The organism is Erythrobacter rubeus (assembly GCF_014705715.1).
Lineage (GTDB): Bacteria > Pseudomonadota > Alphaproteobacteria > Sphingomonadales > Sphingomonadaceae > Erythrobacter > Erythrobacter rubeus.
Map to the genome: position 1 here is coordinate 835,632 of NZ_JACXLC010000001.1, position 26,397 is coordinate 862,028.

General features: G+C 62.0%; 27 protein-coding genes. 11 read left to right on the plus strand and 16 right to left on the minus strand.

Annotation, left to right across the window (positions count from 1 at the left end; translation table 11 throughout):
- Nucleotides 1-180: 180 nt before the first annotated feature.
- The 7 genes from rpsM (at nucleotide 181) to IB285_RS04150 (ending at nucleotide 5,926) form a co-directional block, all read left to right on the plus strand.
- Entirely contained in the window at nucleotides 181-549 is a 369-nt protein-coding gene (gene rpsM, locus IB285_RS04120) for a 30S ribosomal protein S13 (protein ID WP_190786984.1), read from the plus strand.
- A 57-nt stretch (nucleotides 550-606) separates the two neighbouring features.
- The gene (gene rpsK, locus IB285_RS04125; RefSeq protein ID WP_190786985.1) at nucleotides 607-999 is read left to right on the plus strand and encodes a 30S ribosomal protein S11; all 393 of its coding nucleotides are present in this window, start codon (nucleotides 607-609) and stop codon (nucleotides 997-999) included.
- A 116-nt stretch (nucleotides 1,000-1,115) separates the two neighbouring features.
- The gene (locus IB285_RS04130; RefSeq protein WP_190786986.1) at nucleotides 1,116-2,171 is read left to right on the plus strand and encodes a DNA-directed RNA polymerase subunit alpha; all 1,056 of its coding nucleotides are present in this window, start codon (nucleotides 1,116-1,118) and stop codon (nucleotides 2,169-2,171) included.
- Nucleotides 2,172-2,315: 144 nt separating this feature from the next.
- Nucleotides 2,316-2,738 (plus strand): 50S ribosomal protein L17, encoded by a 423-nt coding sequence (gene rplQ, locus IB285_RS04135; RefSeq protein WP_190786987.1) that lies wholly within the window; start codon nucleotides 2,316-2,318, stop codon nucleotides 2,736-2,738.
- Nucleotides 2,739-2,826: 88 nt separating this feature from the next.
- Nucleotides 2,827-4,224: a serine hydrolase domain-containing protein gene (locus IB285_RS04140; RefSeq protein ID WP_190786988.1), complete on the plus strand. Its 1,398-nt coding sequence runs from the start codon at nucleotides 2,827-2,829 to the stop codon at nucleotides 4,222-4,224.
- Between the two features lie 145 nt (nucleotides 4,225-4,369).
- Entirely contained in the window at nucleotides 4,370-4,912 is a 543-nt protein-coding gene (locus IB285_RS04145; protein ID WP_190786989.1) for a hypothetical protein, read from the plus strand.
- Between the two features lie 165 nt (nucleotides 4,913-5,077).
- Complete coding sequence (locus IB285_RS04150) at nucleotides 5,078-5,926, plus strand: hypothetical protein (RefSeq protein WP_190786990.1); 849 nt, start codon at nucleotides 5,078-5,080, stop codon at nucleotides 5,924-5,926.
- On the opposite strand, the gene IB285_RS04155 is transcribed toward IB285_RS04150, so the two are convergent.
- The 14 genes from IB285_RS04155 to IB285_RS04220 form a co-directional block, all read right to left on the minus strand.
- Nucleotides 5,923-6,615: a trimeric intracellular cation channel family protein gene (locus tag IB285_RS04155; RefSeq protein WP_190786991.1), complete on the minus strand. Its 693-nt coding sequence runs from the start codon at nucleotides 6,613-6,615 to the stop codon at nucleotides 5,923-5,925. The two genes, IB285_RS04150 and IB285_RS04155, sit on opposite strands and share 4 nt — an antisense overlap.
- On the minus strand, nucleotides 6,615-7,325 hold the full coding sequence (locus IB285_RS04160) for a PepSY domain-containing protein (protein WP_234033056.1): 711 nt from the start codon (nucleotides 7,323-7,325) through the stop codon (nucleotides 6,615-6,617). Before IB285_RS04160 ends, IB285_RS04155 begins: the two co-directional genes overlap by 1 nt.
- A gap of 17 nt (nucleotides 7,326-7,342) precedes the next feature.
- On the minus strand, nucleotides 7,343-8,701 hold the full coding sequence (locus tag IB285_RS04165) for an amidase family protein (protein WP_190786993.1): 1,359 nt from the start codon (nucleotides 8,699-8,701) through the stop codon (nucleotides 7,343-7,345).
- A 142-nt stretch (nucleotides 8,702-8,843) separates the two neighbouring features.
- Complete coding sequence (locus IB285_RS04170) at nucleotides 8,844-10,007, minus strand: serine hydrolase domain-containing protein (RefSeq protein WP_190786994.1); 1,164 nt, start codon at nucleotides 10,005-10,007, stop codon at nucleotides 8,844-8,846.
- Between the two features lie 80 nt (nucleotides 10,008-10,087).
- Nucleotides 10,088-11,074: a Rossmann-fold NAD(P)-binding domain-containing protein gene (locus tag IB285_RS04175; protein ID WP_190786995.1), complete on the minus strand. Its 987-nt coding sequence runs from the start codon at nucleotides 11,072-11,074 to the stop codon at nucleotides 10,088-10,090.
- A 20-nt stretch (nucleotides 11,075-11,094) separates the two neighbouring features.
- A complete protein-coding gene (gene lpdA, locus IB285_RS04180; protein ID WP_190786996.1) occupies nucleotides 11,095-12,495 on the minus strand; it encodes a dihydrolipoyl dehydrogenase in 1,401 nt (466 codons plus the stop codon).
- Entirely contained in the window at nucleotides 12,488-12,808 is a 321-nt protein-coding gene (locus IB285_RS04185) for a hypothetical protein (RefSeq protein WP_190786997.1), read from the minus strand. The genes lpdA and IB285_RS04185 overlap by 8 nt, the downstream gene beginning before the upstream one ends.
- A 10-nt stretch (nucleotides 12,809-12,818) precedes the next feature.
- Nucleotides 12,819-14,054: a 2-oxoglutarate dehydrogenase complex dihydrolipoyllysine-residue succinyltransferase gene (gene odhB, locus IB285_RS04190; RefSeq protein WP_190786998.1), complete on the minus strand. Its 1,236-nt coding sequence runs from the start codon at nucleotides 14,052-14,054 to the stop codon at nucleotides 12,819-12,821.
- Between the two features lie 29 nt (nucleotides 14,055-14,083).
- On the minus strand, nucleotides 14,084-16,945 hold the full coding sequence (locus IB285_RS04195) for a 2-oxoglutarate dehydrogenase E1 component (RefSeq protein ID WP_190786999.1): 2,862 nt from the start codon (nucleotides 16,943-16,945) through the stop codon (nucleotides 14,084-14,086).
- Between the two features lie 76 nt (nucleotides 16,946-17,021).
- Complete coding sequence (sucD, locus tag IB285_RS04200) at nucleotides 17,022-17,912, minus strand: succinate--CoA ligase subunit alpha (protein ID WP_190787000.1); 891 nt, start codon at nucleotides 17,910-17,912, stop codon at nucleotides 17,022-17,024.
- 12 nt (nucleotides 17,913-17,924) lie between these two features.
- Nucleotides 17,925-18,104, minus strand: a complete 180-nt coding sequence (locus IB285_RS04205) for a hypothetical protein (protein ID WP_190787001.1) — start codon at nucleotides 18,102-18,104, stop codon at nucleotides 17,925-17,927.
- A complete protein-coding gene (gene mdh, locus IB285_RS04210; protein ID WP_190787002.1) occupies nucleotides 18,104-19,078 on the minus strand; it encodes a malate dehydrogenase in 975 nt (324 codons plus the stop codon). Before mdh ends, IB285_RS04205 begins: the two co-directional genes overlap by 1 nt.
- 299 nt (nucleotides 19,079-19,377) lie before the next feature.
- Nucleotides 19,378-21,339: a putative bifunctional diguanylate cyclase/phosphodiesterase gene (locus IB285_RS04215; RefSeq protein WP_190787003.1), complete on the minus strand. Its 1,962-nt coding sequence runs from the start codon at nucleotides 21,337-21,339 to the stop codon at nucleotides 19,378-19,380.
- A gap of 108 nt (nucleotides 21,340-21,447) precedes the next feature.
- On the minus strand, nucleotides 21,448-21,705 hold the full coding sequence (locus tag IB285_RS04220) for a hypothetical protein (RefSeq protein WP_234033057.1): 258 nt from the start codon (nucleotides 21,703-21,705) through the stop codon (nucleotides 21,448-21,450).
- Nucleotides 21,706-22,029: 324 nt separating this feature from the next.
- Here IB285_RS04220 and IB285_RS04225 point away from each other — a divergent pair, with 324 nt between their 5' ends.
- From IB285_RS04225 to IB285_RS04235, 3 genes are read left to right on the plus strand one after another with little or no spacing between them, the layout of a single operon-like run.
- Nucleotides 22,030-22,896 (plus strand): ABC transporter substrate-binding protein, encoded by an 867-nt coding sequence (locus IB285_RS04225; protein WP_190787005.1) that lies wholly within the window; start codon nucleotides 22,030-22,032, stop codon nucleotides 22,894-22,896.
- Entirely contained in the window at nucleotides 22,893-23,873 is a 981-nt protein-coding gene (locus IB285_RS04230; RefSeq protein WP_190787006.1) for a FecCD family ABC transporter permease, read from the plus strand. Before IB285_RS04225 ends, IB285_RS04230 begins: the two co-directional genes overlap by 4 nt.
- Nucleotides 23,870-24,613 (plus strand): ABC transporter ATP-binding protein, encoded by a 744-nt coding sequence (locus IB285_RS04235; RefSeq protein ID WP_190787007.1) that lies wholly within the window; start codon nucleotides 23,870-23,872, stop codon nucleotides 24,611-24,613. The genes IB285_RS04230 and IB285_RS04235 overlap by 4 nt, the downstream gene beginning before the upstream one ends.
- Nucleotides 24,614-24,813: 200 nt before the next feature.
- Here IB285_RS04235 and IB285_RS04240 read toward each other — a convergent pair whose 3' ends face one another.
- A complete protein-coding gene (locus IB285_RS04240; protein WP_234033058.1) occupies nucleotides 24,814-25,395 on the minus strand; it encodes a lysozyme in 582 nt (193 codons plus the stop codon).
- A 269-nt stretch (nucleotides 25,396-25,664) separates the two neighbouring features.
- Here IB285_RS04240 and IB285_RS04245 point away from each other — a divergent pair, with 269 nt between their 5' ends.
- Nucleotides 25,665-25,874 (plus strand): hypothetical protein, encoded by a 210-nt coding sequence (locus IB285_RS04245; RefSeq protein ID WP_190787009.1) that lies wholly within the window; start codon nucleotides 25,665-25,667, stop codon nucleotides 25,872-25,874.
- 132 nt (nucleotides 25,875-26,006) lie between these two features.
- Here the strand turns inward: IB285_RS04245 and IB285_RS04250 are convergent, their stop codons facing one another.
- Nucleotides 26,007-26,333 carry a hypothetical protein gene (locus IB285_RS04250; RefSeq protein WP_190787010.1) on the minus strand — a complete coding sequence of 109 codons (327 nt, stop codon included), beginning with the start codon at nucleotides 26,331-26,333 and terminating at the stop codon, nucleotides 26,007-26,009.
- Nucleotides 26,334-26,397: the final 64 nt, after the last annotated feature.

Genomic DNA, 26,397 nt, shown 5'->3' on the forward strand with positions numbered 1-26,397 from the left:
AGTCCGGCAGGCAACGCTTTTTCAAAATGCGTGCCATCCGGACTTTTGCCGTTTGGAGCCCGGATCACTTCGGTCTCTCCGTCGGACAAGCAAGGGGCAACCGGCGTGTCATTGCAGTGAGCGTTGAGATAGGGACGATGGCGCCAATGCCGTAAATCCCTGTGGAGCATGGAGAATTAAGTGGCTCGTATTGCCGGGGTAAATATCCCCACCAATAAGCGTGTTATCATCGCGCTTACCTACATTCACGGAATTGGTCGCACCACGGCCGTCCAGATCGCCGACAAGCTTGGCATCGATCACAGTGCACGCGTGCAGGACCTGACCGACGAGGAAGTCCTGCGGATTCGCGAAACCATCGACGAAGATCACACGGTGGAAGGCGATCTGCGCCGCAACACCGCGATGAATATCAAGCGTCTGATGGACCTGCGGACCTATCGCGGTCTGCGCCATCGTAACGGCCTGCCCGTTCGCGGACAGCGCACGCACACCAACGCCCGCACCCGCAAGGGCAAGGCCAAGCCGATCGCCGGGAAGAAGAAGTAAGCTCAGGGCGACCTGAACGCTTTTTCCTTCACCCGCATTCAATAAGGAATACGAGAAATGGCACGCGAACCGGGCGGTAAAGTAAGACGCCGCGACAGGAAGAACATCACGAGCGGCGTTGCGCATATCAACGCCAGCTTCAACAACACCATGATCACCATCACCGATGCTCAGGGCAATGCGATCAGCTGGTCCAGCGCAGGCATGATGGGCTTCAAGGGCAGCCGTAAGTCCACACCGTATGCAGCGCAGGTCGCGGCGGACGATGCCGGCAAGAAGGCAGCTGAGCATGGTGTTCGCACCCTCGAAGTCGAAGTAAAAGGCCCGGGTTCGGGCCGTGAGAGCGCGCTGCGCGGTCTCGCCGCTGTCGGTTTCAACATCACGTCGATCCGCGATGTGACGCCGATCCCGCACAACGGGGTCCGTCCATCGAAACGTCGCCGCGTCTGACCCGAATGTTTTGGCGGGTGCCAAGCCCGCCGCACTTTCTCTCGGGCCGGACGCGCTTTTCGCGCCCCGGTCCGCACCCATTTCCAACCCGCCGCAAGGCACACTAGGGGAAATCCATGTCCGTCAACACGAAGAACTGGCAGGAACTGAAGAAACCCAACACCCTCGAGATCAAGGACAAGGGCGATAAGCAGCGCAAGGTAACCTTCGTTGCCGAACCGCTTGAGCGCGGCTTTGGTCTCACGCTCGGCAACGCTCTGCGCCGCGTGCTTCTCAGCTCGTTGCAGGGCGCTGCTATCACCTCGATCAAGATCGAGAACGTACTGCACGAATTCTCGTCGCTCGCCGGTGTGCGCGAAGACGTGACCGACATCGTCCTGAACGTGAAGCAGATCGCTCTCAAGATGGAAGGCGAAGGCCCCAAGCGGCTGCAGCTTTCCGTGACCGGCCCTGCGACCGTCAAGGCTGGCGACATCGCCGTTTCGGGCGACATCGAAGTGATGAACAAGGACCTCGTCCTGTGCCACCTCGATGAAGGCGCGACGCTCAACATGGAGCTGACCGCAGACATCGGCAAAGGCTACTCGCCCGCAGTCAACAATCGCCCGGCCGATGCGCCGATCGGTCTGATCCCGGTCGACTCGCTCTACTCGCCGGTCCGCCAGGTTAGTTACAAGGTCGAGAATGCGCGTGTCGGGCAGGAGCTCGATTACGACAAGCTTTCGCTGACCGTCGAAACCGATGGCACCGTCACTCCGGAAGACGCCGTGGCTTATGCCGCGCGCATCCTCCAGGACCAGCTGACGCTGTTCGTCCACTTCGAAGACGGCATCCCGCAGCCGCAATCGGCCATGATCGGCCAGGCTGCTCAGCCGCAGGAAGACGATGCCAACCAGCTCAATCGCTACCTTCTCAAGAAGGTCGACGAACTGGAGCTGTCGGTGCGTTCGGCCAACTGCCTCAAGAACGACAACATCATCTATATCGGCGACCTCGTTCAGAAGACCGAAGCCGAAATGCTTCGCACGCCAAATTTCGGTCGCAAGTCCTTGAACGAGATCAAGGAAGTGCTGTCCAGCATGGGTCTGCGCCTTGGCATGGATATCCCGGGCTGGCCGCCTGAGAACATCGAAGAAATGGCCAAGAAGCTCGAACAAGAACTTCTGGGCTAAGTCATTCCATGAGCTCCGGGCTCGACCCGGAGCCCATGGGCTCTTGCTTTCGCAGGAAATCACAAGGGCAAAGGTGGCGGCCCCAATAGCCACCAGGATGGAGCTACCTCAAACGGGCTCCCTACGAACTGAAGGAAGAATACAATGCGTCACGGAATTTCACGGCGTAAGCTTTCGCGTAAATCGGGCCACCGCAAGGCTCTGTTCCGCAACATGGCTGCGGCTCTCATCAAGCATGAGCAGATCCACACCACGCTGCCCAAGGCGAAGGAACTGCGTCCCTATGTCGAAAAGCTGGTCACGCTGGCGAAGCGCGGCGGCCTTTCGAACCGTCGTCTCGCTCAGGCTCGCCTGCTAGACGAAACCCAGCTGAAGAAGCTGTTCGACGTTCTGGCTGAGCGTTACAGCGACCGCGATGGCGGCTACACCCGCATCATCAAGGCCGGTTATCGTGACAGCGATGCGGCGCAAATGGCGATCATCGAATTTGTCGAGCGTGACGAAGACGCCAAGGGTCAGGATAGCGGCCCCGTCATGAATGACGACGAGGAATACGCCGAAGCGTAAGCTTACTCGGGGAATACCCAAAAGAAGGGCTGGCGGAGCAATCCGCTGGCCCTTTTCTTTTGCCGAAGCACGGCTAGTGTTCCGCGCCATGAAGAACACCATGCTCGCGGCCGTAGCCGCTCTCACGCTTGCCATTCCGGCCGCCGCCCAATCCAGCCAGGACCAGCTCGATGCGCGATATGACCGCGCGCTGGCCGCCGGGTACAAGGCGCTGTTCCTGTGCAGCGCGATGGCCGCGTGGCAAGAGGCGGAGCAGATCCGGACGCCGGAGCAGATCATGCAGTGGGACCTTGCTGGCATCGATCCCGATTATGCTCCGTATATCGCCGAGCTTCCCGTTCAGGAATATCGTCATGAACGCTGGGAGAAGGTCGAACATGTCGCCGTCAGCTGGGCGGATGACATGCCCCCGCGCGTCGCCAGTGTCGGGGGCGCATCGAACTGCACGCTGAAACCGATCGGGGAGACGTTCGACACCGATGAGCTGTTCGTGGTCCAGCCTGATGCCGACCGCGGCGAATTCCTGCGCCGCTTTGCCAAGCCCGATCTTACCGAGGAGGACGTGGTTGAGCCCGATCCGGCGCTAGGAGGTGTGTTCGCGCGCTACATGGGCGACGTGAATGCGCTCGATGCGCCGCGCAGCACTGCGATGATCGTCACCAAGGGCGGCCAGACTATCGGGACCTCTTATGCGGACGGGTACAATGCCCAGTCGCCTCAGCGGACCTGGTCTGTGGCGAAGAGCCTTGCCGCGACCTGGATCGGCGCGGTGCTTCACAACACCGATCACGATGTGAACGAAATCGCCATCCGCGGCTTGCGACCGGAAGACCCGCGATCGCAGATAACGATCGATCATATGCTGCGCATGGCATCCGGGCGGTATTCGGACACGCCGGGTAATCGCACCGATCCCATCTATTGGGGCGGCAGCACCGTGCATGAGCGGGCTCGCAGTTGGCCCGTGATCCATCCCCCCGGGACCGTGTTCCGCTATGCCAATAACGACACTCTCATGGCTGTCCGCGCGCTCGATGGCATTGCTGCTGCGTCGCCCGAAGACGTGTTCCGATCCATTGGCATGACCAACACCCATGTCGAAACAGACACGAACAACCACTACATCCTGTCCAGCCAGGTGTGGACGACCGCGCGGGATCTCGTGAAGCTCGGGCAGCTTTATCTCGATGATGGTGTGCTGCCGGACGGCCAGCGTCTGCTGAAAGAAGGCTGGGTGGATTACGTGTCTTCGCCATCCGGTCCGCAGCCGGAAGGCAGGCCGTTCGGATACGGCGCGAGCTTCTGGCTGTTGAACAATTCCGAAGGCGTGCCCGCGGATACGTACGCGGCGATGGGCAATCGCGGGCAATTCGTGGTGATCGTGCCGAGCCGCGACGTCGTGATCGTGCGGCGCGGAGAAGACCCCTCAGGCACTCGCTTCGACATAGCTGCCTTCACGCGGGACCTGCTTGCGGCGATCGAATGATCGCGCGGGGCTGTTCATGTAAATAGCCGTTTAACTGAACAGTGCCTGCAAGGCTTGCTCAGAATCACCTCAGTTTTGTTCATCTAGAAGGTCCTCACAGTGAACGGAAATTCCTCCGTCTCTGTAGACCCCGAGGATGAATTCAATGACGAAGCTCAAACAGGCACTCGCCAAAGGCACGCTCGGGACTGTCGCGGCAGGCGCGATGGCCCTGGCAACCGCAAGTCCGGCAATGGCCGACGATTACTACGAACGTGATCGCGGTATCGGTGCCGGAGAGATAATCGCCGGTGCCGTGGTCATCGGCGGCATCGCAGCGCTGGCCGGAGCGTTCGACAAGGACCGCGACCACTACCGCGATCGGCGCTATCGCGACCGCGACTACCGTGGATACAATCAGCGCGTTCGTTACAATCGCGGCTTCAACAACGGTCGCCGCGCGGTCGAACGCTGTGTGCGTGCAGCCGAGCGCCAGGCCCGCCGCTTCGGTGGCTATCGCTATGCCGACGTGACGCAAATCCGCGATGTCGATCGCACCCGGGGTGGCTTCCGCGTGAAAGGCCGCATCCAGGTCGAAGGCGGGCGCGGATATGGTCGCCGTGATTTCGATCGTGGGCGTTTCACCTGCTTCGTCGGTCGCGGCCAGCGACCCTATGTCGAATTCCGCAAGATTCGCGGCCTGCGCTGATCGCAGGGCGTGAGGGTTCGGGGCGGTCCTCCCACCGTCCCGTTCACCTCCCCATTCTAAAGAGTTCATAGACGGTTCAGGCACCTGAAAGCCTGAGCCGTCTATGCGCATGGGCATTCCAGAGCGATTGGTGGCCGCTCGCTTCACAAACAGGAGGGAGCATTCATGCTTTCCAAAAGCCGTACCGGGGCTGTCGCCGGGCTGATCGCCGCCATTTCCATGACCGCCACACCGGCTGCCGCGGCCGATCTGCCGAAAGGCCCGGCTGCAGTAGGCAGCTCGATCTTCGCTGAATTCGATCACAGCGCCTATGATGGTGAGTTCGAGAACGGCGAGTGGCGCCGCTGGGGTCGCCGGGGCTGGCGCAGGGGCGGTTGGCATCGCCGGCGCGGTATCCGGGGCGGAGATATCCTTGCAGGCGTCCTGATCCTGGGCGGGATCGCAGCCGTGGCGAGCGCTGCGAACAACAACCGCCGCCATCGTGAGCGCGATGTGGTGATCGTCGATCGCCGCGACCGCGATTACGACCGGCGTTACCGTGACTACGATCGCCGCGATGACCGGCGGGGCTACAATGCATCGGCTTCCGGGCTCGACAATGCCGTCGATCAGTGCGTTCGCCGGATCGAGCGCGACGTGCGCGTGGATACCGTGGACGGCGTGGACCGCATGGGCGAGGGCTGGATCGTGACCGGTGCGCTCTTCAACGGCGAAGGCTTCAGCTGCCGGATCGACAATGACGGCCGCGTCGACGACATCGATTACGGAAGCTTCCGCGGTTCTGCATTTACTCCTGGCGAGACCGTGAGAGCGCGCGGAGACGATAACCAGTGGACCGATGCGAGCTACATCGCAGCGCGCGAAGCGAATGCCGCGCAGGCAAGTTCAGCTGCGGCGGATGGCGCACCTGCCGACACGCTCGCCGCTTCGGACGAGCCGCGTCCTGCCTATCCGGGTGGCCCGCTACCGGGCGAAGAGATCGGCGACGAGATCGACGCGGATATCGGCGGCTAACTCTTCTCTTTTGAAGGGGGCGCGAGGGGCGGCTCGTCCGCCCCTTTTTTGCGTCCGTAGCTGGGCAGGCCCCATTGCCACTGGATCGCCGCCGCGCGCAGTGCCATCCCTGCGAGGAACGCGGCTCCCCAGATCCAGCCATCCGCGATGACGAGGCTCGGCGCGATGAGCGGCGCTGCGGTCATGCCGGTCACTGTCACCGCTGCGCTGAGTGCTGCGGCAGTGACGTAGAGTTCGGGCTGCATGATGATCGAAGGACGCCCGGCGACCACATCGCGGATGATTCCGCCCACACAGCCGGTGATGATCCCCATCAGCACTGCCGGAACGGGAGGAATTCCGTAAGCGAGCGCCTTTGCGCTGCCGAGCACGGCATAGGCCGCCAATCCTGCGCCATCGGCAAAGTCGAAAAGCTTGCCCTGCCACAGCCTAACCGGCGTGAACCATGCGATGAGAGCAGTGAGCAGGCAGACCGCCGCCACCCACGGATCGGTGATCCAGAAAACCGGCGCATCGATCAGCAGGTCGCGCACCGTCCCGCCGCCGACGCCGGTGACCAGCGCGAAAAACGCCATGGTGACGAAAGTCTGGCGTTCCTTCGCTGCGATGACTGCGCCCGAAAGCGCGAAGATAGCGATGCCGGCAATGTCGAGGATATCGAGAATCGGCGTGAGCACTGCCTCGTCCATCAGGTGCTCCCACTCTCGATTGTGCGATTAACGCGCGCCTTGCGGCGGCGGAACATCAGGATGGATCCGATCAGCGAGCCGATCAGTGCCAGCGCGGCGAACAGGATCAGGATCGGGTGGCTGGTATCCTCGCGTTCCGACAGGTCCATGATGTGCAGGCCCCACATGATGTCGAACCAGCGCCACCAGCGTGTGCGCACCGCTTCGACATCGCCGGTGTCCCGCCCGACATAGACACGCGCGCCGTCCTCCAGCGCGATCTGCCACACCGGCATGGGACGCCGAAAATCCATCGGGACCGCGTCCGCTCCGAAAAAGGTCACGCGCTCTACGTTAGCCCCGCCGACGATTTCCTTCGCGACGATGGAGCGCGCCTTCGCCGCATCGACCGGCCCGATCTGGGTGCCGCTTTGAGCATCGAATCGTTCGATCCGGCCATCGGCATAGGTGAGAAACGTAACCGCCCGTCCGCGCTGCATACGCGTTTCAAAGGAGTGGATCGGCGGTACATTCTCAAGCTGAAACGCAATCGGAGCGGGATTGCCAGACGGAAGCACGTCCGGCTCCTCGCTCTGCGCAATCCGAAGGTGATTGCCGCGCACCTCCCCTATCGGCTTCGCGACCATGAACAGTCCGGTCGCGGTCCACATCACGATCGGTACGCCGACCAGCCAGCCCAGCCAGATATGCCACCGGGCGAGTTTGCGCATCAGGCCAGCCATAGCGCTCAGCAGTGCAGGATCGCGCCGATAGCCTCGGCCGCGGCGATGCAATCGAGGTCGCCCCAGCGCGGCCCGATCACCTGCATCCCGCAGGGCAGGGCGGTGCCTTCGTAATTGCTTTCCCCTATCGGAAGCACGGTCGACGGCAGGTTCGGGAAGGTCGCAAGCCCCGCCCAGGCCAGCGCTGCACCGGCGGGCAGGTCCTGGCCGTTCACCCGGATCGTGGCCTCGAAAACCGACCCTTCCAAATGCGGAATCGCGAGCACAGGCGCAGGCGGCGCAAGCACGAAATCGTAAGCCTCGAACAGCTGCGCCCATGCAAATTCGTTCGCGGCCTGCACATCGAGCAGGTCGAACCAGTCGCTGGCGCTTGCGCGTTTGCCGTCCGGCGAAGGGGCACCGCGGGCCAGCCCGATGTTGAGCATACGCAGGTAATCCGTCTGTTGCTGAGCGAGATCGGGGATCAGCGCGCTGGCCCGGTCGATGTGGATCCCGGCATCGATCAGGGTTTCGATCGCCTGGTCGGTCGGTTCGGAGACGCTGGCATCCACGGGGCTTCCGGGAAATTCGGTAATCGCCAGCACCTTGCAATCGCGCAAGGGTTTGGCGTTGCGGCGCAGCGGAACCGCACCGCAAAGCGTGGTGAGCAGCGCGAGATCCGCGGCGTTGCGTGCCAGCGGTCCGGCGATGGAAAGCGCGCCGTCATGCGCAGCGGTAAAGCCCTCTCGCCGCGCCATCTGCGGATGATCGTGCCCGCGCTTGCTGACGAGGCCCCATGTGGTCTTGTGCCCCCAGATCCCGCAGAAATGCGCAGGCACACGGACGGAGCCGCCGATATCGCTCCCGAATTCGCACGGGACCATGCCGCTCGCGACCGCTGCCGCGCCGCCGCCCGACGATCCGCCGGGGGAGCGATCCGGGTTGTGCGGGTTCTTCGTGCGGCCATAAACCGGATTGAAGCTCTGCCAGTCTGTAAGGTCGACGGGCACGTTGGTCTTCCCGATGATGATTGCGCCAGCCGCCTTCAACCGGCGCACAACCTCAGAATCGCGCGAGGCGACGTAGTCGGTAAGCCGTTCATGCCCCCAGCACGATTGCAGACCTTCGGCATCGAAGCTTTCCTTGACGGTCATCGGCACGCCGAACAGCGGTTTATCGTCGCTTGCGCTCTGCCCAGCCATTGATCGCGCAGCCTCGCAGGCTCGTTCGAAATCGGGGACGGCCACGGCGTGGATCTCGGCATCGAGGTGCTCAATCCGCAGGATCGCCGCGTCGACGGCTTCGATCGGGCTCAGTTCGCCCGAACGTATCGCCGCCGCAGTCTCCACCGCGCCGGGTTTATCGGTGAGTTTCGGATAGGCCATGCTGGGCGAATTCCCCCTGATCCCTTGCGCCGTTCACGGTGGCGGCGCGGGGAAGCGAGTCTCTGCGCCTAAATGAGCCGATACCGTAAGCCCGCGTGGTCCGCCATAGCGCTTGTGCCCGCTACATTCGCGGGAGGCTGTTTTATCCGCCTTCAGCTTCGCGCATCCGCTTGATCAGCGCGTCGAAATGCTTCGCCATGCGCAGATCAGGATCGACCGCCAAGATGAGCTCGATGCCGGTCGGGAAGGCATTTCCACCGTTGACGAACAGGACCAGCCCCTCGCGGGTTTCCGGAATAAAGTAGACCTGTGCATGCTCGGCGAAGTCGTTCCCGCCATGGTTGAGCACGGTGCGGTCCGGTTCTCCGAACAGGCCCCATCCAACGCCGAAACCGATGGGATCGGGGCAATCCTCCGCTTCGGTGATGCAGAAATACCCCATCTCGCTGGGAGAGCTGGAGAGCTGCGCCGCCCGTTCGGCCTGCATTTCTTCGGAGAGCCCGTCTCCCTCGATCAGTTTGATGAGCAGCTGCGCATAGCCGGGCACGGTTGCGTAAAGATTGTCGGCTGCGGTGTATCGGCCGACTTGCATCACACGGCCACTGCCGCTGCTGGTAAAGGGCGGATAGACAGTGCCATCGCCGCCGCGCGGCTCGCCGACCCGTCCTTCCAGCCACTCCTCGCGGCCCACAGCGATGCCATCCACACCGAGAGGTTCGAACACGACCTCCTCGGCGAGTTCCGGATAGGGTTTGCCGAAGCGCGCCTCCAGATAGTTCATCACGATCTCGATGCCTTCGCCGGAATAGCTGAGCTGTCCGGTGCCCGGCTCGCCGGTAAAGGCCATGCGTTCGTCGTCGTAATTATGCGGCCAGTTCTTGAGCGCTGCCTGATGCGAAAGCAGGATTCGCGGTGTGAGAGCGGCGTAATGGGGATCCTCGCCAAGATCAGGGTGCATGTAATGCTCTGCGATTGGATCATCCAGCGACATTCGGCCCTGATCTGACAGTCGCAGCACCGTTTCGGCAATGATGGTCTTCGCAACCGACGCCGTGTTGAACGCCGTTTCCGCAGTAACGGGAACACCCGGCGATTGCTCACCCCAATATCCGGTCCAGACCACCGCGCCATCCTCTATGCGGGCCATCCCGATCCCGGCGATGTTGTCCCGTTCAAGCGCGGCAGCGGCGACCTCGGACACCTCGGCGGGCGCAGAGCCGGTTTCCGATCGCGCCGAAAGCTGCGGTGCCGCCAGCGCGATGGTTGCTGCGGCCATTATTCCGACGATGGATTTCCGAACTGCCATGAGACCTCACCCGTATTGCTGTATCAATAGGGCAATACACATACGGGAAGTTTTGCAAAGCGCAACCAGCTTTGCGCCGGCTAGTTCATTTGATCGATGAAATGATCTTCGCTGTCGTAATCGAACAGGTCCCACGGATAAGCGACAAGCTGCGGAAAAGCCTTGCGCCAGTCGCCTGGGCTGCGATCCGCGAGCCAATTGATCGCAGACTGAGCCCCGCCGGTATAATCGACCGATCCCGTGAAGCCCGATTGCTCAAGGCGCGCCGATGAGACGGTGAAGGGGAGGGGGACGGACCACGGGGTTCTTCCGATGGAGCCATCCGATCCTTCCACGCGTATGAATTCGGCCTTTCGCCCGAGCAATCCCGCAATCGTGCTTCCTATCTCCAGCACCGAGGGCGGGGCGCGATCTCCGATATTGAATGGCCCGCCCAGCGCTTGCTTGGCGGCATGAACGGCTACCACGCCGATCGTGTCCGCCGTCGTCGTGTGAAAGACGCTTTCGCCGCCGAGGAGCAGCGGAATCCGCACTCTACCGTCGAGCAGCCGTTTCACGAACCACCATTCGCGCGGATGGCGGCTCCATGGCCCATGAACCGCGCATGGGCGCAGGATCGTGGCCCGGTCGCCGAACAGCTCAAGCGCCCGGTTCTCCATACGGACCTTGCGCGTGGAGTAGGTCGCGTCGCCGGGCGGCACCGTCGCGTCATCCTCGTCGATGGGCCGGGCGAATTCAGGAAAACCGTTCTGCGCGGCTTCATCGAGTGTGCGGCCATTTGCATCGCAATAGACGCTCGCTGACGAGACGGCGATGAGACGGCCCACTGTGTCAGGATCGTAAGCCGCAATATCGTCCGCATCGAAGGCGATTGTGTCGACTACCGCTTCTGCGCTGGGCTCTACATTGTCGCCCGTGACATAGTGCGTGAAGCGGTGGCTTTCCGGATCGAGCCATTCCGGCCTTGTCCGCGCATGGACGGTGACGTCCCAGCCTGCGGACGCGAAGCGTTGCGCGGCGGCGTATCCGATCTGGCCCGCTCCGATGATTGCTGCAGTGCGGGCCATGATCGTTTCCTTTTGCCTGACTACATGTGGATCGGCTTGCCCTGAACTGCCATCGCCGCTTCCTTCACCGCCTCGGCATGAGTCGGGTGAGCGTGGCAGGTATAGGCGATGTCTTCAGATGTTGCTCCGAATTCCATCGCCTGCGCTGCCTGCGCGATCATCGTGCCTGCAAGGCTGGCGACGATATGGACGCCCAGCACGCGGTCAGTTTCCGCATCGGCCACTACTTTGACGAAGCCTTCGGTGTCGCGGTTCGCCTTTGCGCGGCTGTTCGCCATCATCGGGAATTTGCCGACCTTGACGGTGTGGCCTGCTTCCTTCGCTTCCGCTTCAGTCATGCCGACATCGGCGAACTCCGGCATCGTGTAGACCACGCCGGGGATGACATCGTGATTGATGATCCCGGTCTGGCCCGCGACGTTCTCTGCGCAGGCGATCCCTTCGTCTTCGGCTTTGTGCGCGAGCATCGGGCCGGGCACGACATCGCCGATTGCCCACACACCGTCCACCTTCGTGCGGAAATCGTGGCCGACCTCGATCTGGCCGCGCTTGTTGGTCTCGATCCCGATTTTGTCGAGCGCGAGTCCCTCTGTGTTGGGCCGCCGGCCGATGGACACGAGCACATGGCTCGCCTTGATGGTCTGCTCATCGCCGCCAGCAGCCTTTTCGACCGTCAGCGAAACAGTCTTGCCCTTGACGCTTGCACCGGTGACCTTGTGGCCGAGCATCAGGTCCATGCCTTGCTTCTTGAAGATTTTGCCCGCTTCCTTGCGCACATCGGCGTCCATTCCCGGAAGCAGCTGGTCGAGGAATTCGATCACGGTGACTTTCGCACCGAGCCTGCGCCAGACTGAGCCAAGCTCCAGCCCGATGACACCGCCGCCGATCACGACGAGGTGCTCGGGCACTTCTTCGAGTTCGAGCGCGCCGGTGGAATCGACGATCCGCTTCGCTGCATTGTCGACCTCGACGCCGGGCAGCGGGGTGACGCTGGACCCGGTGGCGATGATGATGTCCTTCGCGGTCACCGTATCGCCGCCTACTTTGACGCTGTGCGCGTCTTCGAATGCGGCGTGACCCTTGATCCAGGTTACCTTGTTCTTCTTGAACAGGAACTCGATGCCGCCGGTGAGCTCGCCCACCGCCTTGGATTTCTCCGCCATCATCTTCGACAGGTCGAGCTTCGGTTTTGCAGTGATGCCCCAGGTCGCGAAATGGCCGCCTTCGGCTTCTTCGAACAGTTCGGAGCCGTGCAGCAGCGCTTTCGAAGGAATACAGCCGACATTGAGGCAGGTTCCGCCGAGTGTCTCGCGGCTTTCCACGCAGGCGGTCTTCAGCCCAAGCTGCGCCGCGCGGATTGCCGCGACATAACCGCCGGGTCCGGCGCCGATAACAAGAACGTCGTAGTCGTATTCAGCCATTGATATTCTCCGCAGGGGCATCGCCGGGGGCACCCAGCTGTTTCTGCACACAGATTTTCAGTACTTCCTCGATCCGGGCGCGGCCGATTTGCAATTCGCCGTCCTTAAGATCGGTGGCGAAGTTATCGGCACTGCAATCGCAGGCGACGGTCACGTTTTCCGAGGCGATGCCCGCGCTTTCCGCAACGCCTTCGCATTGCGCGATATACTGCGCGCGCACCTCCGTGGCGAGGGCGTCACTCGCCAAGTCGGTGGCAACATCGCATCCGGTGAGCGATGCAAACACGAGGAGCGGTAAAGCAAGTCGTTTCATCATCCCGTCCTCATAAATCGATCAGCATCCGGGTTGGATCTTCGATCGCTTCCTTGATAATCTTGAGCGCGGTCACGGCCTCGCGTCCGTCGATCAGGCGGTGGTCGTAGCTGAGCGCGATGTACATCATCGGGCGGATCACGACTTCGCCGTTCACTGCGACAGGGCGATCCTCGATCCGGTGCAGGCCGAGCACGGCCGATTGCGGCGGATTGATGATCGGGGTCGACATCAGCGATCCGAACACGCCGCCGTTCGAGATGGTGAAGGTGCCGCCGGTCATGTCAGCCATGGTCAGCGTGCCTTCCTTGGCGCGCGCACCGAAATCGGCGATGTCCTTTTCGATCCGGGCAAAGCCCTTCTTGTCGGCATCACGGATGACGGGAACGACGAGACCGTTGGGCGCGGATACGGCCACAGAGATGTCGACGTAATCGTGATAGACGATCTCATCGCCTTCGATATAGGCATTGACGCTCGGCACGTCTTTCAACGCCAGGCACGCAGCCTTGGCGAAGAAGCCCATGAAGCCGAGACGGATGTCGTGCTTCTTCGCGAACATGTCCTTGTACTTGGTGCGCGCTTCGATGACGGCGGACATGTCGACATCGTTGAAGGTGGTGAGCAGCGCTGCCTCTTCCTGCGCGCCTTTCAAACGCTTGGCGATGGTCTGGCGCATCCGCGTCATCTTGACGCGCTCTTCCTTGCGCTCGCCCGTTGCAGCAGCCGGTGCCGGGCTCGGCGTCGGAGCAGGCGAGGGCGCTGGTGCGGGATCGCCCTTGGCCTTGGCCGCGGCCAGCACGTCTTCCTTGGTCAGGCGGCCATCCTTGCCAGTGCCCTTAATCGTCGAGGGATCGACCCCGTGTTCGAGCACGGCGCGGCGCACGGCGGGCGAGAGGGTCTGCGCGGCGTTGGCGAGATCCTTGTCCGCCTCTTCGCGCTTCTCTTCGCCTGCATCGCTCTGCTGCTCTTTACGCCCTGCCTCTTCACCGGAGGCAGCGGCGGTCGCGCCTTCTTCGATGACGGCGATTACTGCGCCGACTTCCACCGTGTCGCCCACGGCGGCGCGGTGTTCCTGCAGCACGCCTGCAACGGGTGAAGGCACGTCGACGGCGACCTTATCGGTCTCGAGGCTCGCAATCGGTTCGTCTGCGGCGACCGCATCGCCGGGCTGTTTCAGCCATTCGCCGATCGACCCTTCGGTAACGGATTCCCCGAGAGCCGGGACGGTGATTTCAGTACTCATGACAATGGATCCCTTTCAAAGGGTGTTGCTCAGGAATAGGCTTTGGCAGCGCCGCCGCGCCGCTTGGGTTTGCGATTTTTCGTCTTGCCGACATTGGCGAGGTCGAGCGCGACGGAAACGAGCCCTTCCTGCTGCGCCACATGCCGCTTGGCGAGGCCGGTCGCCGGGGAGGCGGCAACCTCGCGCCCTGCATAAATGGGGCGCATGCCGTCGAACCCTGCATCGCGTGCTGCGAGCTCGATCAGGCGATCGACGAAGAACCAGGCGCCGTTGTTTTTCGGCTCTTCCTGGCACCACACGATCTCTTCGAGATTGGTCATGCGCTTCAGCCGCACGGTAAGCGGTTCGCCGGGGAAGGGGTAAAGCTGCTCGATGCGGACGATCGAGATGTCATCGATCCCTTCCTCATCGCGCTTTTCCATCAGGTCGTATGCGACCTTGCCCGAACACAGGATCAGACGCTTGACCTTCTCGTCGGGAATCTCGGTCATGTCGGATTTGATCCGCATGAAGTGATGATCGCCTTCGAACTCGGCGCGCGGGCTCTTCGCCAGCGGATGACGCAGCAGCGATTTCGGTGTCATTATGATCAGCGGCTTGCGGAACGGACGCAGCATCTGTCGGCGCAATACGTGGAAGTAATTGGCCGGGGTAGTGATGTTGCAGACCTGGATATTGTCATTCGCGCACAGTTGCAGGAAGCGTTCGAGCCGGGCGGAGGAGTGCTCCGGCCCCTGGCCCTCGTACCCATGCGGCAGCAGCATGACGAGACCGTTTGCGCGCAGCCATTTGACCTCGCCCGAGGCGATGTACTGGTCGATCATGATCTGCGCGCCATTGGCAAAGTCGCCGAACTGCGCCTCCCATAGCACCAGAGTCTTGGGATCAGCCATCGCGAACCCGTATTCGAACCCGAGCACGCCGTATTCCGACAGCGTGGAATCGTGCACTTCGAACTTGCCGTGGGGCAGGGTGTTGAGAGGTATGTATTTGCTCTCGTCGTCCTGATCGACCCACACGGCATGGCGCTGCGAAAAGGTGCCGCGGCCGGAATCCTGACCGGACAGGCGCACATTGTAGCCTTCCATCACGAGGCTGCCATAGGCGAGCGCTTCGGCGGTGGCCCAGTCGAACCCGTCGCCGCTTTCGAACATCTCGGCCTTTGCCTTGAGCACGCGGCCAAGCGTTTTGTGGATGTTCACATCGTCCGGCACTTCGGTCAGCACGCGGCCGAGACTGTCGAACATCTTGGGTTCGATCGCGGTGTCGATATTGCGCCGCGCCGTCTCCGGATCGGCAGGCTTGTTGAGGCCTGCCCAGCGACCGCCGAACCAGTCCGCTTCGTTGGGGTTGTAGCTCTTCGCGGCTTCGAATTCCTCATCGAGCAGCGCGACGAATTCGGACGCGACCTTGTCGCGGTGATCCTTGTCGATCACGCCCTGGTCGATCAGCCGCTCGGCGTAGATGCGCGAAACCTTAGGATGCTTGCGGATGACTTCGTACATCAGCGGCTGGGTGAAGCTCGGCTCGTCGCCCTCATTGTGCCCGAACCGGCGATAGCACCACATATCGATCACGACATCGCGGCCGAATTTCTGGCGGTACTCGACCGCCAGCTTGCACGCGAAGGTCACCGCTTCGGGATCATCGCCGTTCACGTGGAGGATCGGCGCCATAACGCCTTTCGCGACATCGCTGGGGTAGGGCGAGGAGCGCGCGAAATTGGGGCTGGTGGTAAAGCCGATCTGGTTGTTGATGATGAAGTGCAGACAGCCGCCCGTGTCATAGCCGGGCACGCCCGAAAGCGAGAGGCTTTCCCAGACGACACCCTGGCCTGCGAACGCCGCATCGCCGTGGATCAAGACCGGCAGCACCTGCTCTGTTTTCTTCCCGTCGCGCACAGCCTGCTGCGCGCGCGTTTTGCCGAGCACCACCGGATTGACCGTTTCGAGGTGTGAAGGGTTCGGGACCAGCGACATGTGTACTTCGATCCCGTCGAAAGTGCGATCGGTGCTGGTGCCGAGGTGGTACTTCACATCGCCCGATCCGCCGACATCTTCGGGATTGGCCGAGCCGCCCGAGAATTCGTGGAAGATCACCTTGTAAGGCTTCTCCATCACGTTCGCGAGCACGTTGAGCCGGCCGCGGTGGGCCATGCCGTAGATGATCTCGCGCACGCCCGCGCTGCCGCCATGCTTGATGACCGCTTCGAGCGCAGGGATCATCGATTCCCCGCCATCGAGGCCGAACCGTTTGGTCCCGACATATTTCTTGCCAAGGAATTCTTCGTACTGCTCACCGCGCAGCACGGCGGCGAGGATCGCCTTCTTGCCTTCGTCGGTGAACTGGATCGTTTCGCCGGGGCTTTCGAACTTGTCCTGCAGGAAACGCCGCTCTTCGGTGTCGGCGATGTGCATGTATTCGAGGCCGACCTTGCCGCAATAGACGGCGCGCAGACGGTCATGCAATTCGCGCACGGTCGTCCATTCAAGCCCGAGCACGCCGCCCACGAACACTTCCTGCGCTTCCTTACCGGCAAGCCCGTGGAAAGCGAGCGTCAGGTCTTCGGGTTCCTCACGCTTGCTCGACAGGCCCAGCGGGTCGAGATCCGCTGCCATGTGGCCGCGCACACGGTAAAGCCGAACCAGCGTCATCGCCGAAATCGAATTGGCCGCGGCTTCCTCGATCGCTTTTGGGTTGAGCGCTTTGCCTGCCGCCTTCGCCGCCTTTTCCACCGCGACGCGCATCTGTGTCGGGTCCATGGCCGTTGTCAGGTCTGCGCCTGCATCGCTGACGGAATCGAGCCATTTCGGATTGCCCCAGGACGGCCCCGGCTGGGGGCCTTCCTGGTCGGTCATCTGCGGCAGAAAATCGTTCGGTTCTTGACCCATATGGGTTCTCCAAGGGGAGGAGGAGTGAGGTGCGGCCCTATGCTCAGGCCATTTCTTTCAGCCCACTCGCGTCTGTTTACGCGAGCTCCTTCAGCATCGCATCGAGCGTGGTGCCAAGCTCGGACGGGGAGGGCGATACGCGAATCCCCGCATCTTCCATCGCCGCGATCTTGTCATCCGCGCCGCCTTTGCCGCCTGACACAATCGCACCGGCATGGCCCATGCGGCGGCCCGGAGGCGCGGTGCGGCCGGCGATGAAGCCGACGGTCGGCTTGCTGCGGCCCTTGGCGGCCTCTGCCTTTAGGAATTCAGCGGCTTCTTCCTCAGCGGAGCCGCCGATTTCGCCGATCATGATGATCGACTTCGTTTCGGGATCGTCGAGGAACAGGTCGAGCACGTCGATGAAGTTGGTGCCGTTGACCGGGTCGCCGCCAATGCCGACCGCAGTTGTCTGGCCAAGGCCGACCTGCGTGGTCTGGTGCACCGCTTCATAGGTGAGTGTTCCCGAGCGCGAGACCACGCCAACGCTGCCCTTCTGAAAGATCGAACCCGGCATGATGCCGATCTTGCATTCCTCGGGCGTCAGGACGCCGGGGCAGTTCGGGCCGATCAGGCGCGATTTCGAACCGGTCAGGGCAGCCTTGGCGCGCACCATGTCCAGCACCGGAATGCCCTCGGTGATGCAGATGATCAGTTCCATCTCCGCATCGATCGCCTCGCAGATCGCGTCGGCGGCGAAGGGAGGGGGCACATAGATGCACGAAGCGGTCGCGCCGGTGGCTTCCTTGGCCTCGCGCACGGTGTTGAAATTCGGGAGGCCGATATGCGTGGTGCCGCCTTTGCCCGGGGTCACGCCCGCGACCATTTGCGTCCCGTAATCGAGCGCCTGCTGCGTGTGGAACGTGCCGGTGTCACCCGTCATGCCCTGAGTGATTACTTTTGTGTCTTTGTTTACGAGGATGGACATCTCTGATCCTTTTTAGTCATCGCCATTAATCAGGCGGTCAAAGTCTTCTGGTCGTATTCGCCTGAGTTTCTTCTGAAACTCGTGGTCATATCCGCGGTCGTTTGGCTCCACACCTTTCTGGGCCTTGCGACCTGTCTTCTTGAAGAAGATGGCAGCGTCTTTGCGCTGCTTCTCGGTGCGACGTTCAGCCACTAAGCCAGCGAGCTATCCAGCCCCTTGCACGCCTCGAGCAGTTCTTCGACCGCGTCGGTTGAGACCTTGAGATTGGCTTTCTCTTCGTCCGACAGTTCGATTTCGACCACTTCCTCGGTTCCGCCCGCGCCGATCACGGTGGGGACGCCGACATAAAGGCCGTCAAGGCCATACTTGCCCTCGACATAGCTTGCACATGGCAGGATGCGCTTCTGGTCGCCAAGATACGCCTCGGCCATCGAAATCGCGCTGGTCGCGGGCGCATAATACGCCGAGCCGTTTCCGAGCAGACCGACGATCTCGCCGCCGCCCTTGCGGGTTCGGTCCACGATCTCGTCGAGGCGCGATGCGGGCACGCCCTTGATCTTGGCATAGTCGTCCACCGGGATGCCGTTGATCGTGGTGTAGCTTTTGACCGGGACCATGGTGTCGCCGTGGCCGCCGAGTACGAATGCGTTGACGTCCTTCACCGAGCAATCGAATTCCCATGCGAGGAAGGTCGCGAAACGAGCGCTGTCGAGCACGCCTGCCATGCCGACCACCTTATTGTGCGGCAGGCCGGAGAACTCGCGCAGCGCCCAGACCATCGCGTCCAGCGGGTTGGTGATGCAGATCACGAAAGCGTCGGGGCAATTGTTCTTGATGCCTTCGCCGACCGCTTTCATCACCGAGAGGTTGATGCCAAGCAGGTCGTCGCGGCTCATGCCGGGCTTGCGCGGCACACCGGCAGTTACGATCACGACATCGGCACCGGCAATATCGGCATAATCGTTCGTGCCGGTTATCTTGGCGTCGAACCCCTCGATCGGGCCGCACTGGCTAAGATCGAGCGCTTTGCCCTGCGGCATACCTTCGGCGATGTCGAACAGGACGATGTCGCCCATTTCCTTCTTCGCGGCGAGATGGGCGAGCGTGCCGCCGATCATGCCGGAGCCGATAAGCGCGATCTTCTTGCGTCCAGTCGCTTGGGCCATATTCGAGATATCCTTCCCTGGGATTCTGGGACGAAAAGGAGTGCCTCATTCCAGCCGCTTAAGCCTCGTCCCATGTGGCGATGGCAACCGGATGCGTAGAGGGCGAGGTAAGCCGGTGAAGGTATGATTGCAACCGCCAAAAGGTCGTAGCGGGCAACTATCTTTGCACATAGTTCGCAGTTGCAATAAGAGCATCTTGGCACGGGTATCCGGAACCCTGTCGCAAGGGCCTTCACGCGCATTTTCCTGCTTTGGAAATCGTGGGCGAGTGCAACCTACCCAGTCTGCTACGGATGGGTCTAACCGCTCGCCTTGCGAGCGTCGCCTTCGCGTTCCTGCGCCAGCAGCATCGCCGCGAGATAATCCGGCACTGCGCGGCTGAAATAGTATCCCTGGCCAAGCGTACAGCCCGCTTCCCGAACGGCGTTGACCTGCTCGAGCGTTTCGAGCCCCTCGGCAACAATTTCCATCTCCAGCGTCGATCCCATTTCGGCGACGGCGCGTATGATCGCATCGCTCTTCCGACCGACATTCTTGCCCGAGACGAAGCTGCGATCGACCTTGATCTTGTTGAAGGGATAATTGTTGATGTAGCCGAGCGAGGAGTAGCCGGTGCCGAAATCGTCGAGCGCAAACTTGACGCCGATGGCCGACAGTTCCTGTATGAAATTAGCGGTGGCGTGGTTGTCTTCGACAAACAGGCTTTCGGTGACTTCCAGCTCGAGCCGGTGCGGGTCGAGCCCCGCTTCGCGCAGCGCGTTCTGGATGCCGAGCGCTGCACCGGGTGCGCGGATCTGAAGCGGCGAAAGATTGACGGCGACCGTCACGTCTTCGGGCCACTGCGCAGCGATGCGAGCGGCCTGAGCGGTGATCCAGTTGCCAAGCGTGACGATGACGCCGGTTTCCTCGGCGACGGGTATGAACTCGTCGGGTGCGAGCTCGCCCTTTTCGGGATGGAACCAGCGGATCAGCGCTTCGAATGCTCTTATGCGCCCGGTTTCCAGATCGACGATCGGCTGGAAGAAGATCGACAGTTCCTCGCGCTGCAGCGCTGTGCGCAGCTCATCTTCGATTTCACGGCGGCGCACGAGATCGCGCGTCATTGACTTGTCGAAGAAACGCGTCTGACCGCGCCCGCCGATCTTGGCGTGGTACAGCGCAAGGTCTGCGCATTGCATCAGCGTGTCGCTGTCCGAACCGTCTTCGGGCAACAGTGCAACGCCGAGCGACGCGCGCACTTCGAGCCGATCGCCGTCGATCCGGAACGGGCGCATGATTTCGAAGTGGATTTCGCTGGCGAGACGTTCCGCATGCTTGCGGTCGAGCACCGGTGCGGAAACGACAAATTCGTCGCCTCCAAAGCGTGACACGGTGGCATCGTCGGGGCACACCTGTCTCAATCGCCGCGCGACTTCGCTCAGCACCCGGTCACCGACCGGATGGCCCAGCAAATCGTTCACTTCCTTGAACCGGTCGAGGTCGATCCAGAAGAGTGCAAGGTTGGCGTCATCCTCGATCGACATCATGGTCTCGACCATCGCGTGGTTCAGCCCGGCGCGATTGGCGAGCCCGGTGACGACATCGGTCCGGGCGAGCAACTTCATCTTTTCAGCCAAGCGGGCGCTGGTTTCCGCAGAGGAGATCGAATCCCTCAAGACCTTGAAGATGTTCATCGTGATCGATCCCATCGCCGGCAGAAGCAGCGCCATGGTAATGAACAGCGTGAAATAACCAGCGCTCGTCATCGCCAGCGCGGCGATCATGATCGGCAGACAAGTGAGGGTGAGCTGACCAATTGCGATGCTCGGCCGGCCGGCATTGCGGGCAGCGACTGCGACGCCGTAGCAGACGGCGTTGGCAACCAGCAGCACCTGTACCTCTGCGCTCGTTTCCAGCCAGATGGCAAGCGCAGCGATCCCGCCGATTGCGAGGGCATAGCTGAATGCGCCGATCTCGTAGATGATCTCGAGCGTCTGGGTGCTCGTCTTCTTCGATTCCGGCGATATTCCCAGCGCCGCAGCGACCCGCGCAACCGCGATGATGGTGAGGACCATGCTGCCGACCCAGAGTTCGGGCAATCCTGAAAACCATGCTGCAACTGCCGTGGCCGCAATCCCGTTGAGCGCGCCGATGGCGAGGCTGCCGGGCTGGGTATAGAGCGTGGTGACGAGCAAGCGGCGGACGCGGGCGGACAGTTTGTCCGACCAATCGCGCTCGAGACGCAAGGTGCGAAGTCTCGCCAGTGTGCTCAACACTTTCATCGCACACGGGATTAAAGCACAGACGTCAAGCTCAGGTTAACGCGGTACTTACCTTTTTCATCGTTATGTTTCTGTGGGTTAGGCCGATGTCTTATCGCTCGGCAGGCTTCAGGAGAGCTCTGCTGCCTGCATTTGGCTGTCCGCCTCGGCCGCAAGACGCTTGTCGAGCGTGCGTGTGATGCCCAGCCACCAGTCATAGGCTTGCCGATCGCCGCGGAAAAATGCGTCCTCTGCTTGTTCGCGCGCTGCGCGGGCTGCGCCAAGACCGTGCTTTGCAAAATGGCGCAAGGCGGCGCGCATCAAGTCATCTGCCGGTCCTGTGTCTCCATTGTCATTCGCTGCGTGCTCCACCGCGCGGCGGGCCATTGCGCGTGCGATGGGAGAGCAGGCCGGAGAACGCCCCGGAGTTTTCGGGGCGGCAAATCGGATCGACATGAACAAAATCAACCAGTTAGGGGCGCGGCAACTCGTCATTTTCAACCATGCGCCTTCGTGACGGGCGGTGGCTGCGGGGCGGCTGCGCGCTTCAATTTGTAGCGGGAGTTTGCATTTACTTGCGGGCGCTTAAGGCTTGGTATTTTGACAGGGTTTCCAGTGCATTAACCCACCCACCGGTGATATTACCGAGCACCTTAGGATCGCGCCGCTTGCCGATTGCAGCGGGCTTGCCTATCGCGGCGAAGAGGGGTCATGCCGCCGAAACTTTTCGCCTTATCCGCCGGGTATACCCGCTTGCTGGCCTCTCTGTTGCCAGCGCTCGCGCTTACCGGCTGCGTCGAGCCCGGCAGCCGTGAAAGCGAGCCTCAGGCCCCGCCAACGGTCGTTAGCCTCAACCCGTGTATTGACGCGATCCTGGTCGAGGTGGCGGCTCCGCAGCAGGTTCTTGCCCTTTCGCATTACAGCCGAGATGCCGCGTCGAGCTCGATCGCACCCGATGTCGCTCGGCAGTACCGCTTCACCGGCGGCACAGCCGAGGAAATACTCGCGCTCGAGCCGGACCTTGTCCTCGCATCAACTTTCATCGCGCCGAGCACGCGCTCCGCTCTCGAACGGCTTGGCCTGCGGGTCGAGACCTTCGGCAGCCCTAAGAGCGTGGAGGAAAGCTATGCGCAGATCGCGCGCGTTGCAGAATTGACGGGCGGTGAGTCCGATAAGCTCATTTCGCGCATCGAAGCAGCCGTCACCGGTCTGGACGAGATGCGCGCCGCGCGCGGCGATGTCGACACATTGCTGTGGCAATCGGGCCAGATCGTCGCGGGCGAAGACGCGCTGGTGACGACCATGCTCGAGCGCGGAGGACTGCAGCGGAGCGTAGATGGCGAGAGGCTGGGGCAAGGCGATTACGTTTCGCTCGAAAGCCTGCTCGCCGATCCTCCCGAACTGATCCTCATTGCAGGGAAAAGCACAGGCCAGCACCATCCGGCGTTGCAGGACCTCTCTGACACCCGGACCGAGGCTTTGGACCCATCTCTGTTCTATTGCGGCGGTCCTTCCTTGATCGCGCTCGCCGAGCGTCTGGAGCGCCTTCGCACACCGAAAAGTAGCGCGACGCCATGAATCGCGCCGCTGTCGTCTTTGCGCTTCTACTTGCGGCGCTTGTCCCGCTTTCGCTGCTTGCCGGCAGAGTGTGGATCGACCCCGCGACGACGCCGAACGCTGCGATCATCCTGATGGAGTTGCGACTGCCGCGCGCGGTGCTTGCAATCGCGGTGGGAGCGGGGCTAGGCGCAGCGGGCGCGGCGATGCAGGGTTATCTGCGCAACCCTCTCGCCGACCCCGGCTTGTTCGGCATCGCGCCAATGGCGGCATTGGGCGCGGTTGCGAGTTTCTGGTTCGGCGCGCTTCTTCCGCCCGCGATTGCGGCGTGGAGCCTTCCAGCCTTCGCCCTGATCGGAGCAGGGCTGGCGATGGCACTGCTCGCGCTCATCGCAGGGCGCACGTCATCGGGCGCAGGAGGCGGCATTGCCCTGTTCACGCTTGCCGGACTGATGATTGCAAGCCTCGCCGGATCGCTGACCGCGCTCGCCATAACGCTTGCGCCCAATCCCTTTGCCCTGAGCGAGATCGTGCTGTGGCTTAACGGCGCACTCACCGACCGGTCGTGGCGCGAAGTGGCGATCGCCGCACCCTTGACGGGGGCCGGCATTGTCGTGCTGATCCTTGCATCGCGCTCGCTCGACGCGCTCACCCTGGGCGAAGACGCGGCGCGCTCGCTCGGTATCGACCCGCGGCGACTGCTCGGATTGCTGATTGTCGGCGTGGGGCTGACCGTCGGCGCCGGAGTGGCGGTGGCAGGCATCATCGGCTTTGTCGGTCTTATCGTGCCGCACCTGGTCCGCCCCCTGACCGACCGGTTGCCATCGAGCCTGATCGTGCCGAGCGCGCTTGCCGGCGCGTGTCTCGTTCTGATCGCCGACAGCTCTGTGCGGGTGTTGCCGCTGATAACCGAGCTGCGGCTGGGGATCGCTTTATCGCTGATCGGCGCGCCATTCTTCCTCTGGCTCCTGCTGCGAATGAGGAGCGGCAGCCTATGAAACTGGTCGCAAACGATCTTACGCTGGAGCGCGGCGGGCAAAGCGTTCTGAAAAACGTCGACACAGAATTCCCGCCCGGCACAATTACCGCGATTGTCGGACCTAACGGAGCCGGAAAATCGAGCCTGCTCCTCGCTTTGGCCGGGCTGCTCGAACCTGTGTCCGGCACGGTCGAACTGGACGGTGAGCGACTGAGCGAATTGCCCCCGCTAGAGCGCGCAAAGACTCTCGGATATCTGCCGCAACACACGGAAATTGCTTGGGATGTCGCAGTCGAGAACGTTGTCGCGCTTGGCCGGTTGCCGCACCGTGACCGAGGAACCGCTGAGATAGAGACGGCCATCGCGGCGCTCACGCTCGAGCCGCTGCGCCATCGGCCCGCCCGCCAATTGTCAGGGGGGGAGCAGGCCCGTGTCCTGCTCGCACGCGTTCTGGCAGGCGAGCCGCGCTGGATCCTCGCCGATGAACCGCTGGCGGCGCTCGATCTCGCGCATCAGCTGAGCCTGGTTTCACATCTGCAGAACTGCGCGCACTCAGGCCAAGGGGTCGTCATCGTCCTCCACGACCTTGCCCTCGCCATGAACCATGCCGACAACGCAGTCGTGCTGCACGAAGGAAAATGTGCGGCGAGCGGGCCTGTCGAAGATGCGCTGTCCAGCGAGACGATCCGGAGCTGTTGGGGTGTCGATGCCCAGTGGATCGGAGATCGCGGCAGCCGCGCGCTCATTATCGAGCATTAACCACCCGCGCAAAAAGACGCGCCGTTCCGGGGAGTGGGAGGGAACGACGCGTCCAATTTCTCTAGAGGTACCGAAACGGCGACCCTCTGGTGCGACCCGAAAGGCGTCCTGGCAAACCTTGCTAAGAGGCCTTCGATAATAAGGTTTCTGGCCGCACGCGGAACTTCAGATTTCCTGTAGGGCTCTCCGGGGAGAGTGGATTAAACTTCCCTCGGATCGCTGTAATCGCTTGCCATGAAGATGCGCTGGCGGCGCTCGCTTCGATAAACGAGTCCCTTCGCCACTCTGTTTCCGGCAGTGGTATAGTTAAGTTCGTCGGCAATGCGGTCGTAGTCCGCAGCTTCGATTGCGCGGTTGAGCCGCGGACTTTCGTCGGCCGAGAGTGTGCCTTCGCCAACATTGAAGGCGAGGTCGACCAGAGCGTCGAATTCGTGCTGATTGATCGGAAGATCGCCGACCAGGCGCACAACGATGTCTTCGGCTTTGGCGATGTCGCTTTCGAGGAAGTCCATCGCTCTCTCGTGAGAGATGGTGTCGCCCACGCGAAGATTGTCTTCGGGAAGCAAAAGGTGCCCGACCCCTACGGTCGGATAGCCTGCGACGTCGCGGTACACATCATAGCGCACGCCTTCTTCCTCTATCATCGCCTCGATCAGCCGTTCACTCGCCGTCAGTTCACTGGCGGCGCGGCGCTCTGTCGGGTCGAAAAGATCGTACGAGGCCGCATCTTCAACATCGGCAATCTGCGACTGTGCGGCAATCGGCCCGGCGCTGAGTGCCAATTGTGACGTACCAGTCAACGTGGCAGCGCTAAATCCCAAGGCCATTGCCGTTCGTTTGCGCTTGCGCTTGGACGAACGGGTGCTGCGCGAAGCGGTCGCACTCGTGGAAGGGAACGCACGTGCGCGTCGTGCTCGACGCCGCTCGCGGCGGTCGGCCCAGCGTTTGCGGAATTGTTTAAGAAATCGGCGCTTGCGGAGTTTGGCGGGAGTTTTGTCCGGCGAGGGAATGGCAACTTCGCCAGTGCTATGCCTGATAATTGGCGTTTGCGATGTCGAAAGTCTGGTGGATTTTTGGGCGTTTGATGTTTTGTCAGTGGCAGTCTGGATTGTCGGTTCTCCTTGGAGTCACCGACATTATCGGATGGCAGCTGTTTCAATTGACGCTGCGGATCGGTGCTCGCTTTATCTGTCTGGCCCCCATGTTGGCGCGGTTTCTGGGTGCGCCGAAATATGAAAACCGTTTATTTTCAATTCACTAAATCAACGGGTGATCAGTGGTGAAAGGTCCACGGTTCATCTCTCATCAGGCACGGCCCAGGCCGCGCAAAAGGCGCCGGGAAGCAGCCGACGCCGGTTTGCAACAGGGCATTTCAGACAATATCAGGAGCGATTTACCGCGCGCAGTAGCGGTAATCGCCAGCCTGGCAGCGTCTCACAGCTTCGCGCCAAGCCGCCATTTCGCGCTCGTACCGGTCCATTTCCGCTTCGTGATTGCGGGTTGCGGCCCAGCCTTTCGCATATTCTGCATCGCGCCGCTTGACGTAGCGTGCCTGCTCGCGGTTGAGACGCCGGATTTCGGCTTTGTCGCGCGCCAGCTCTTCGGCGCTGAGACTGCCTTTGCCGCAATCGTCAGGATTGCAGGCCAGCGATTGCGTGGGCGTGGACACGAGCGCCATTGCCAAGGCGGCGGTGGCGGGCGCGAACGCGAATTTGAACATCGAACATCCCCTTACCGTCCCACCGTGGTCGAGCCTATCACAGAGAGGGGCAAAAGCATTGTTA

What these genes read in the sequence shown, in the direction of transcription:
- rpsK (WP_190786985.1), top strand. Translation starts at nt 607, where the DNA reads ATGGCACGCGAACCGGGCGGTAAAGTAAGACGCCGCGACAGGAAGAAC.
- IB285_RS04130 (WP_190786986.1), top strand. Translation starts at nt 1,116, where the DNA reads ATGTCCGTCAACACGAAGAACTGGCAGGAACTGAAGAAACCCAACACC.
- rplQ (WP_190786987.1), top strand. Translation starts at nt 2,316, where the DNA reads ATGCGTCACGGAATTTCACGGCGTAAGCTTTCGCGTAAATCGGGCCAC.
- IB285_RS04140 (WP_190786988.1), top strand. Translation starts at nt 2,827, where the DNA reads ATGAAGAACACCATGCTCGCGGCCGTAGCCGCTCTCACGCTTGCCATT.
- IB285_RS04145 (WP_190786989.1), top strand. Translation starts at nt 4,370, where the DNA reads ATGACGAAGCTCAAACAGGCACTCGCCAAAGGCACGCTCGGGACTGTC.
- IB285_RS04150 (WP_190786990.1), top strand. Translation starts at nt 5,078, where the DNA reads ATGCTTTCCAAAAGCCGTACCGGGGCTGTCGCCGGGCTGATCGCCGCC.
- IB285_RS04155 (WP_190786991.1), bottom strand. Translation starts at nt 6,615, where the DNA reads ATGGACGAGGCAGTGCTCACGCCGATTCTCGATATCCTCGACATTGCC.
- IB285_RS04160 (WP_234033056.1), bottom strand. Translation starts at nt 7,325, where the DNA reads ATGCGCAAACTCGCCCGGTGGCATATCTGGCTGGGCTGGCTGGTCGGC.
- IB285_RS04165 (WP_190786993.1), bottom strand. Translation starts at nt 8,701, where the DNA reads ATGGCCTATCCGAAACTCACCGATAAACCCGGCGCGGTGGAGACTGCG.
- IB285_RS04170 (WP_190786994.1), bottom strand. Translation starts at nt 10,007, where the DNA reads ATGGCAGTTCGGAAATCCATCGTCGGAATAATGGCCGCAGCAACCATC.
- IB285_RS04175 (WP_190786995.1), bottom strand. Translation starts at nt 11,074, where the DNA reads ATGGCCCGCACTGCAGCAATCATCGGAGCGGGCCAGATCGGATACGCC.
- lpdA (WP_190786996.1), bottom strand. Translation starts at nt 12,495, where the DNA reads ATGGCTGAATACGACTACGACGTTCTTGTTATCGGCGCCGGACCCGGC.
- IB285_RS04185 (WP_190786997.1), bottom strand. Translation starts at nt 12,808, where the DNA reads ATGAAACGACTTGCTTTACCGCTCCTCGTGTTTGCATCGCTCACCGGA.
- odhB (WP_190786998.1), bottom strand. Translation starts at nt 14,054, where the DNA reads ATGAGTACTGAAATCACCGTCCCGGCTCTCGGGGAATCCGTTACCGAA.
- IB285_RS04195 (WP_190786999.1), bottom strand. Translation starts at nt 16,945, where the DNA reads ATGGGTCAAGAACCGAACGATTTTCTGCCGCAGATGACCGACCAGGAA.
- sucD (WP_190787000.1), bottom strand. Translation starts at nt 17,912, where the DNA reads ATGTCCATCCTCGTAAACAAAGACACAAAAGTAATCACTCAGGGCATG.
- mdh (WP_190787002.1), bottom strand. Translation starts at nt 19,078, where the DNA reads ATGGCCCAAGCGACTGGACGCAAGAAGATCGCGCTTATCGGCTCCGGC.
- IB285_RS04215 (WP_190787003.1), bottom strand. Translation starts at nt 21,339, where the DNA reads ATGAAAGTGTTGAGCACACTGGCGAGACTTCGCACCTTGCGTCTCGAG.
- IB285_RS04220 (WP_234033057.1), bottom strand. Translation starts at nt 21,705, where the DNA reads ATGGCCCGCCGCGCGGTGGAGCACGCAGCGAATGACAATGGAGACACA.
- IB285_RS04225 (WP_190787005.1), top strand. Translation starts at nt 22,030, where the DNA reads ATGCCGCCGAAACTTTTCGCCTTATCCGCCGGGTATACCCGCTTGCTG.
- IB285_RS04230 (WP_190787006.1), top strand. Translation starts at nt 22,893, where the DNA reads ATGAATCGCGCCGCTGTCGTCTTTGCGCTTCTACTTGCGGCGCTTGTC.
- IB285_RS04235 (WP_190787007.1), top strand. Translation starts at nt 23,870, where the DNA reads ATGAAACTGGTCGCAAACGATCTTACGCTGGAGCGCGGCGGGCAAAGC.
- IB285_RS04245 (WP_190787009.1), top strand. Translation starts at nt 25,665, where the DNA reads ATGTCGAAAGTCTGGTGGATTTTTGGGCGTTTGATGTTTTGTCAGTGG.
- IB285_RS04250 (WP_190787010.1), bottom strand. Translation starts at nt 26,333, where the DNA reads ATGTTCAAATTCGCGTTCGCGCCCGCCACCGCCGCCTTGGCAATGGCG.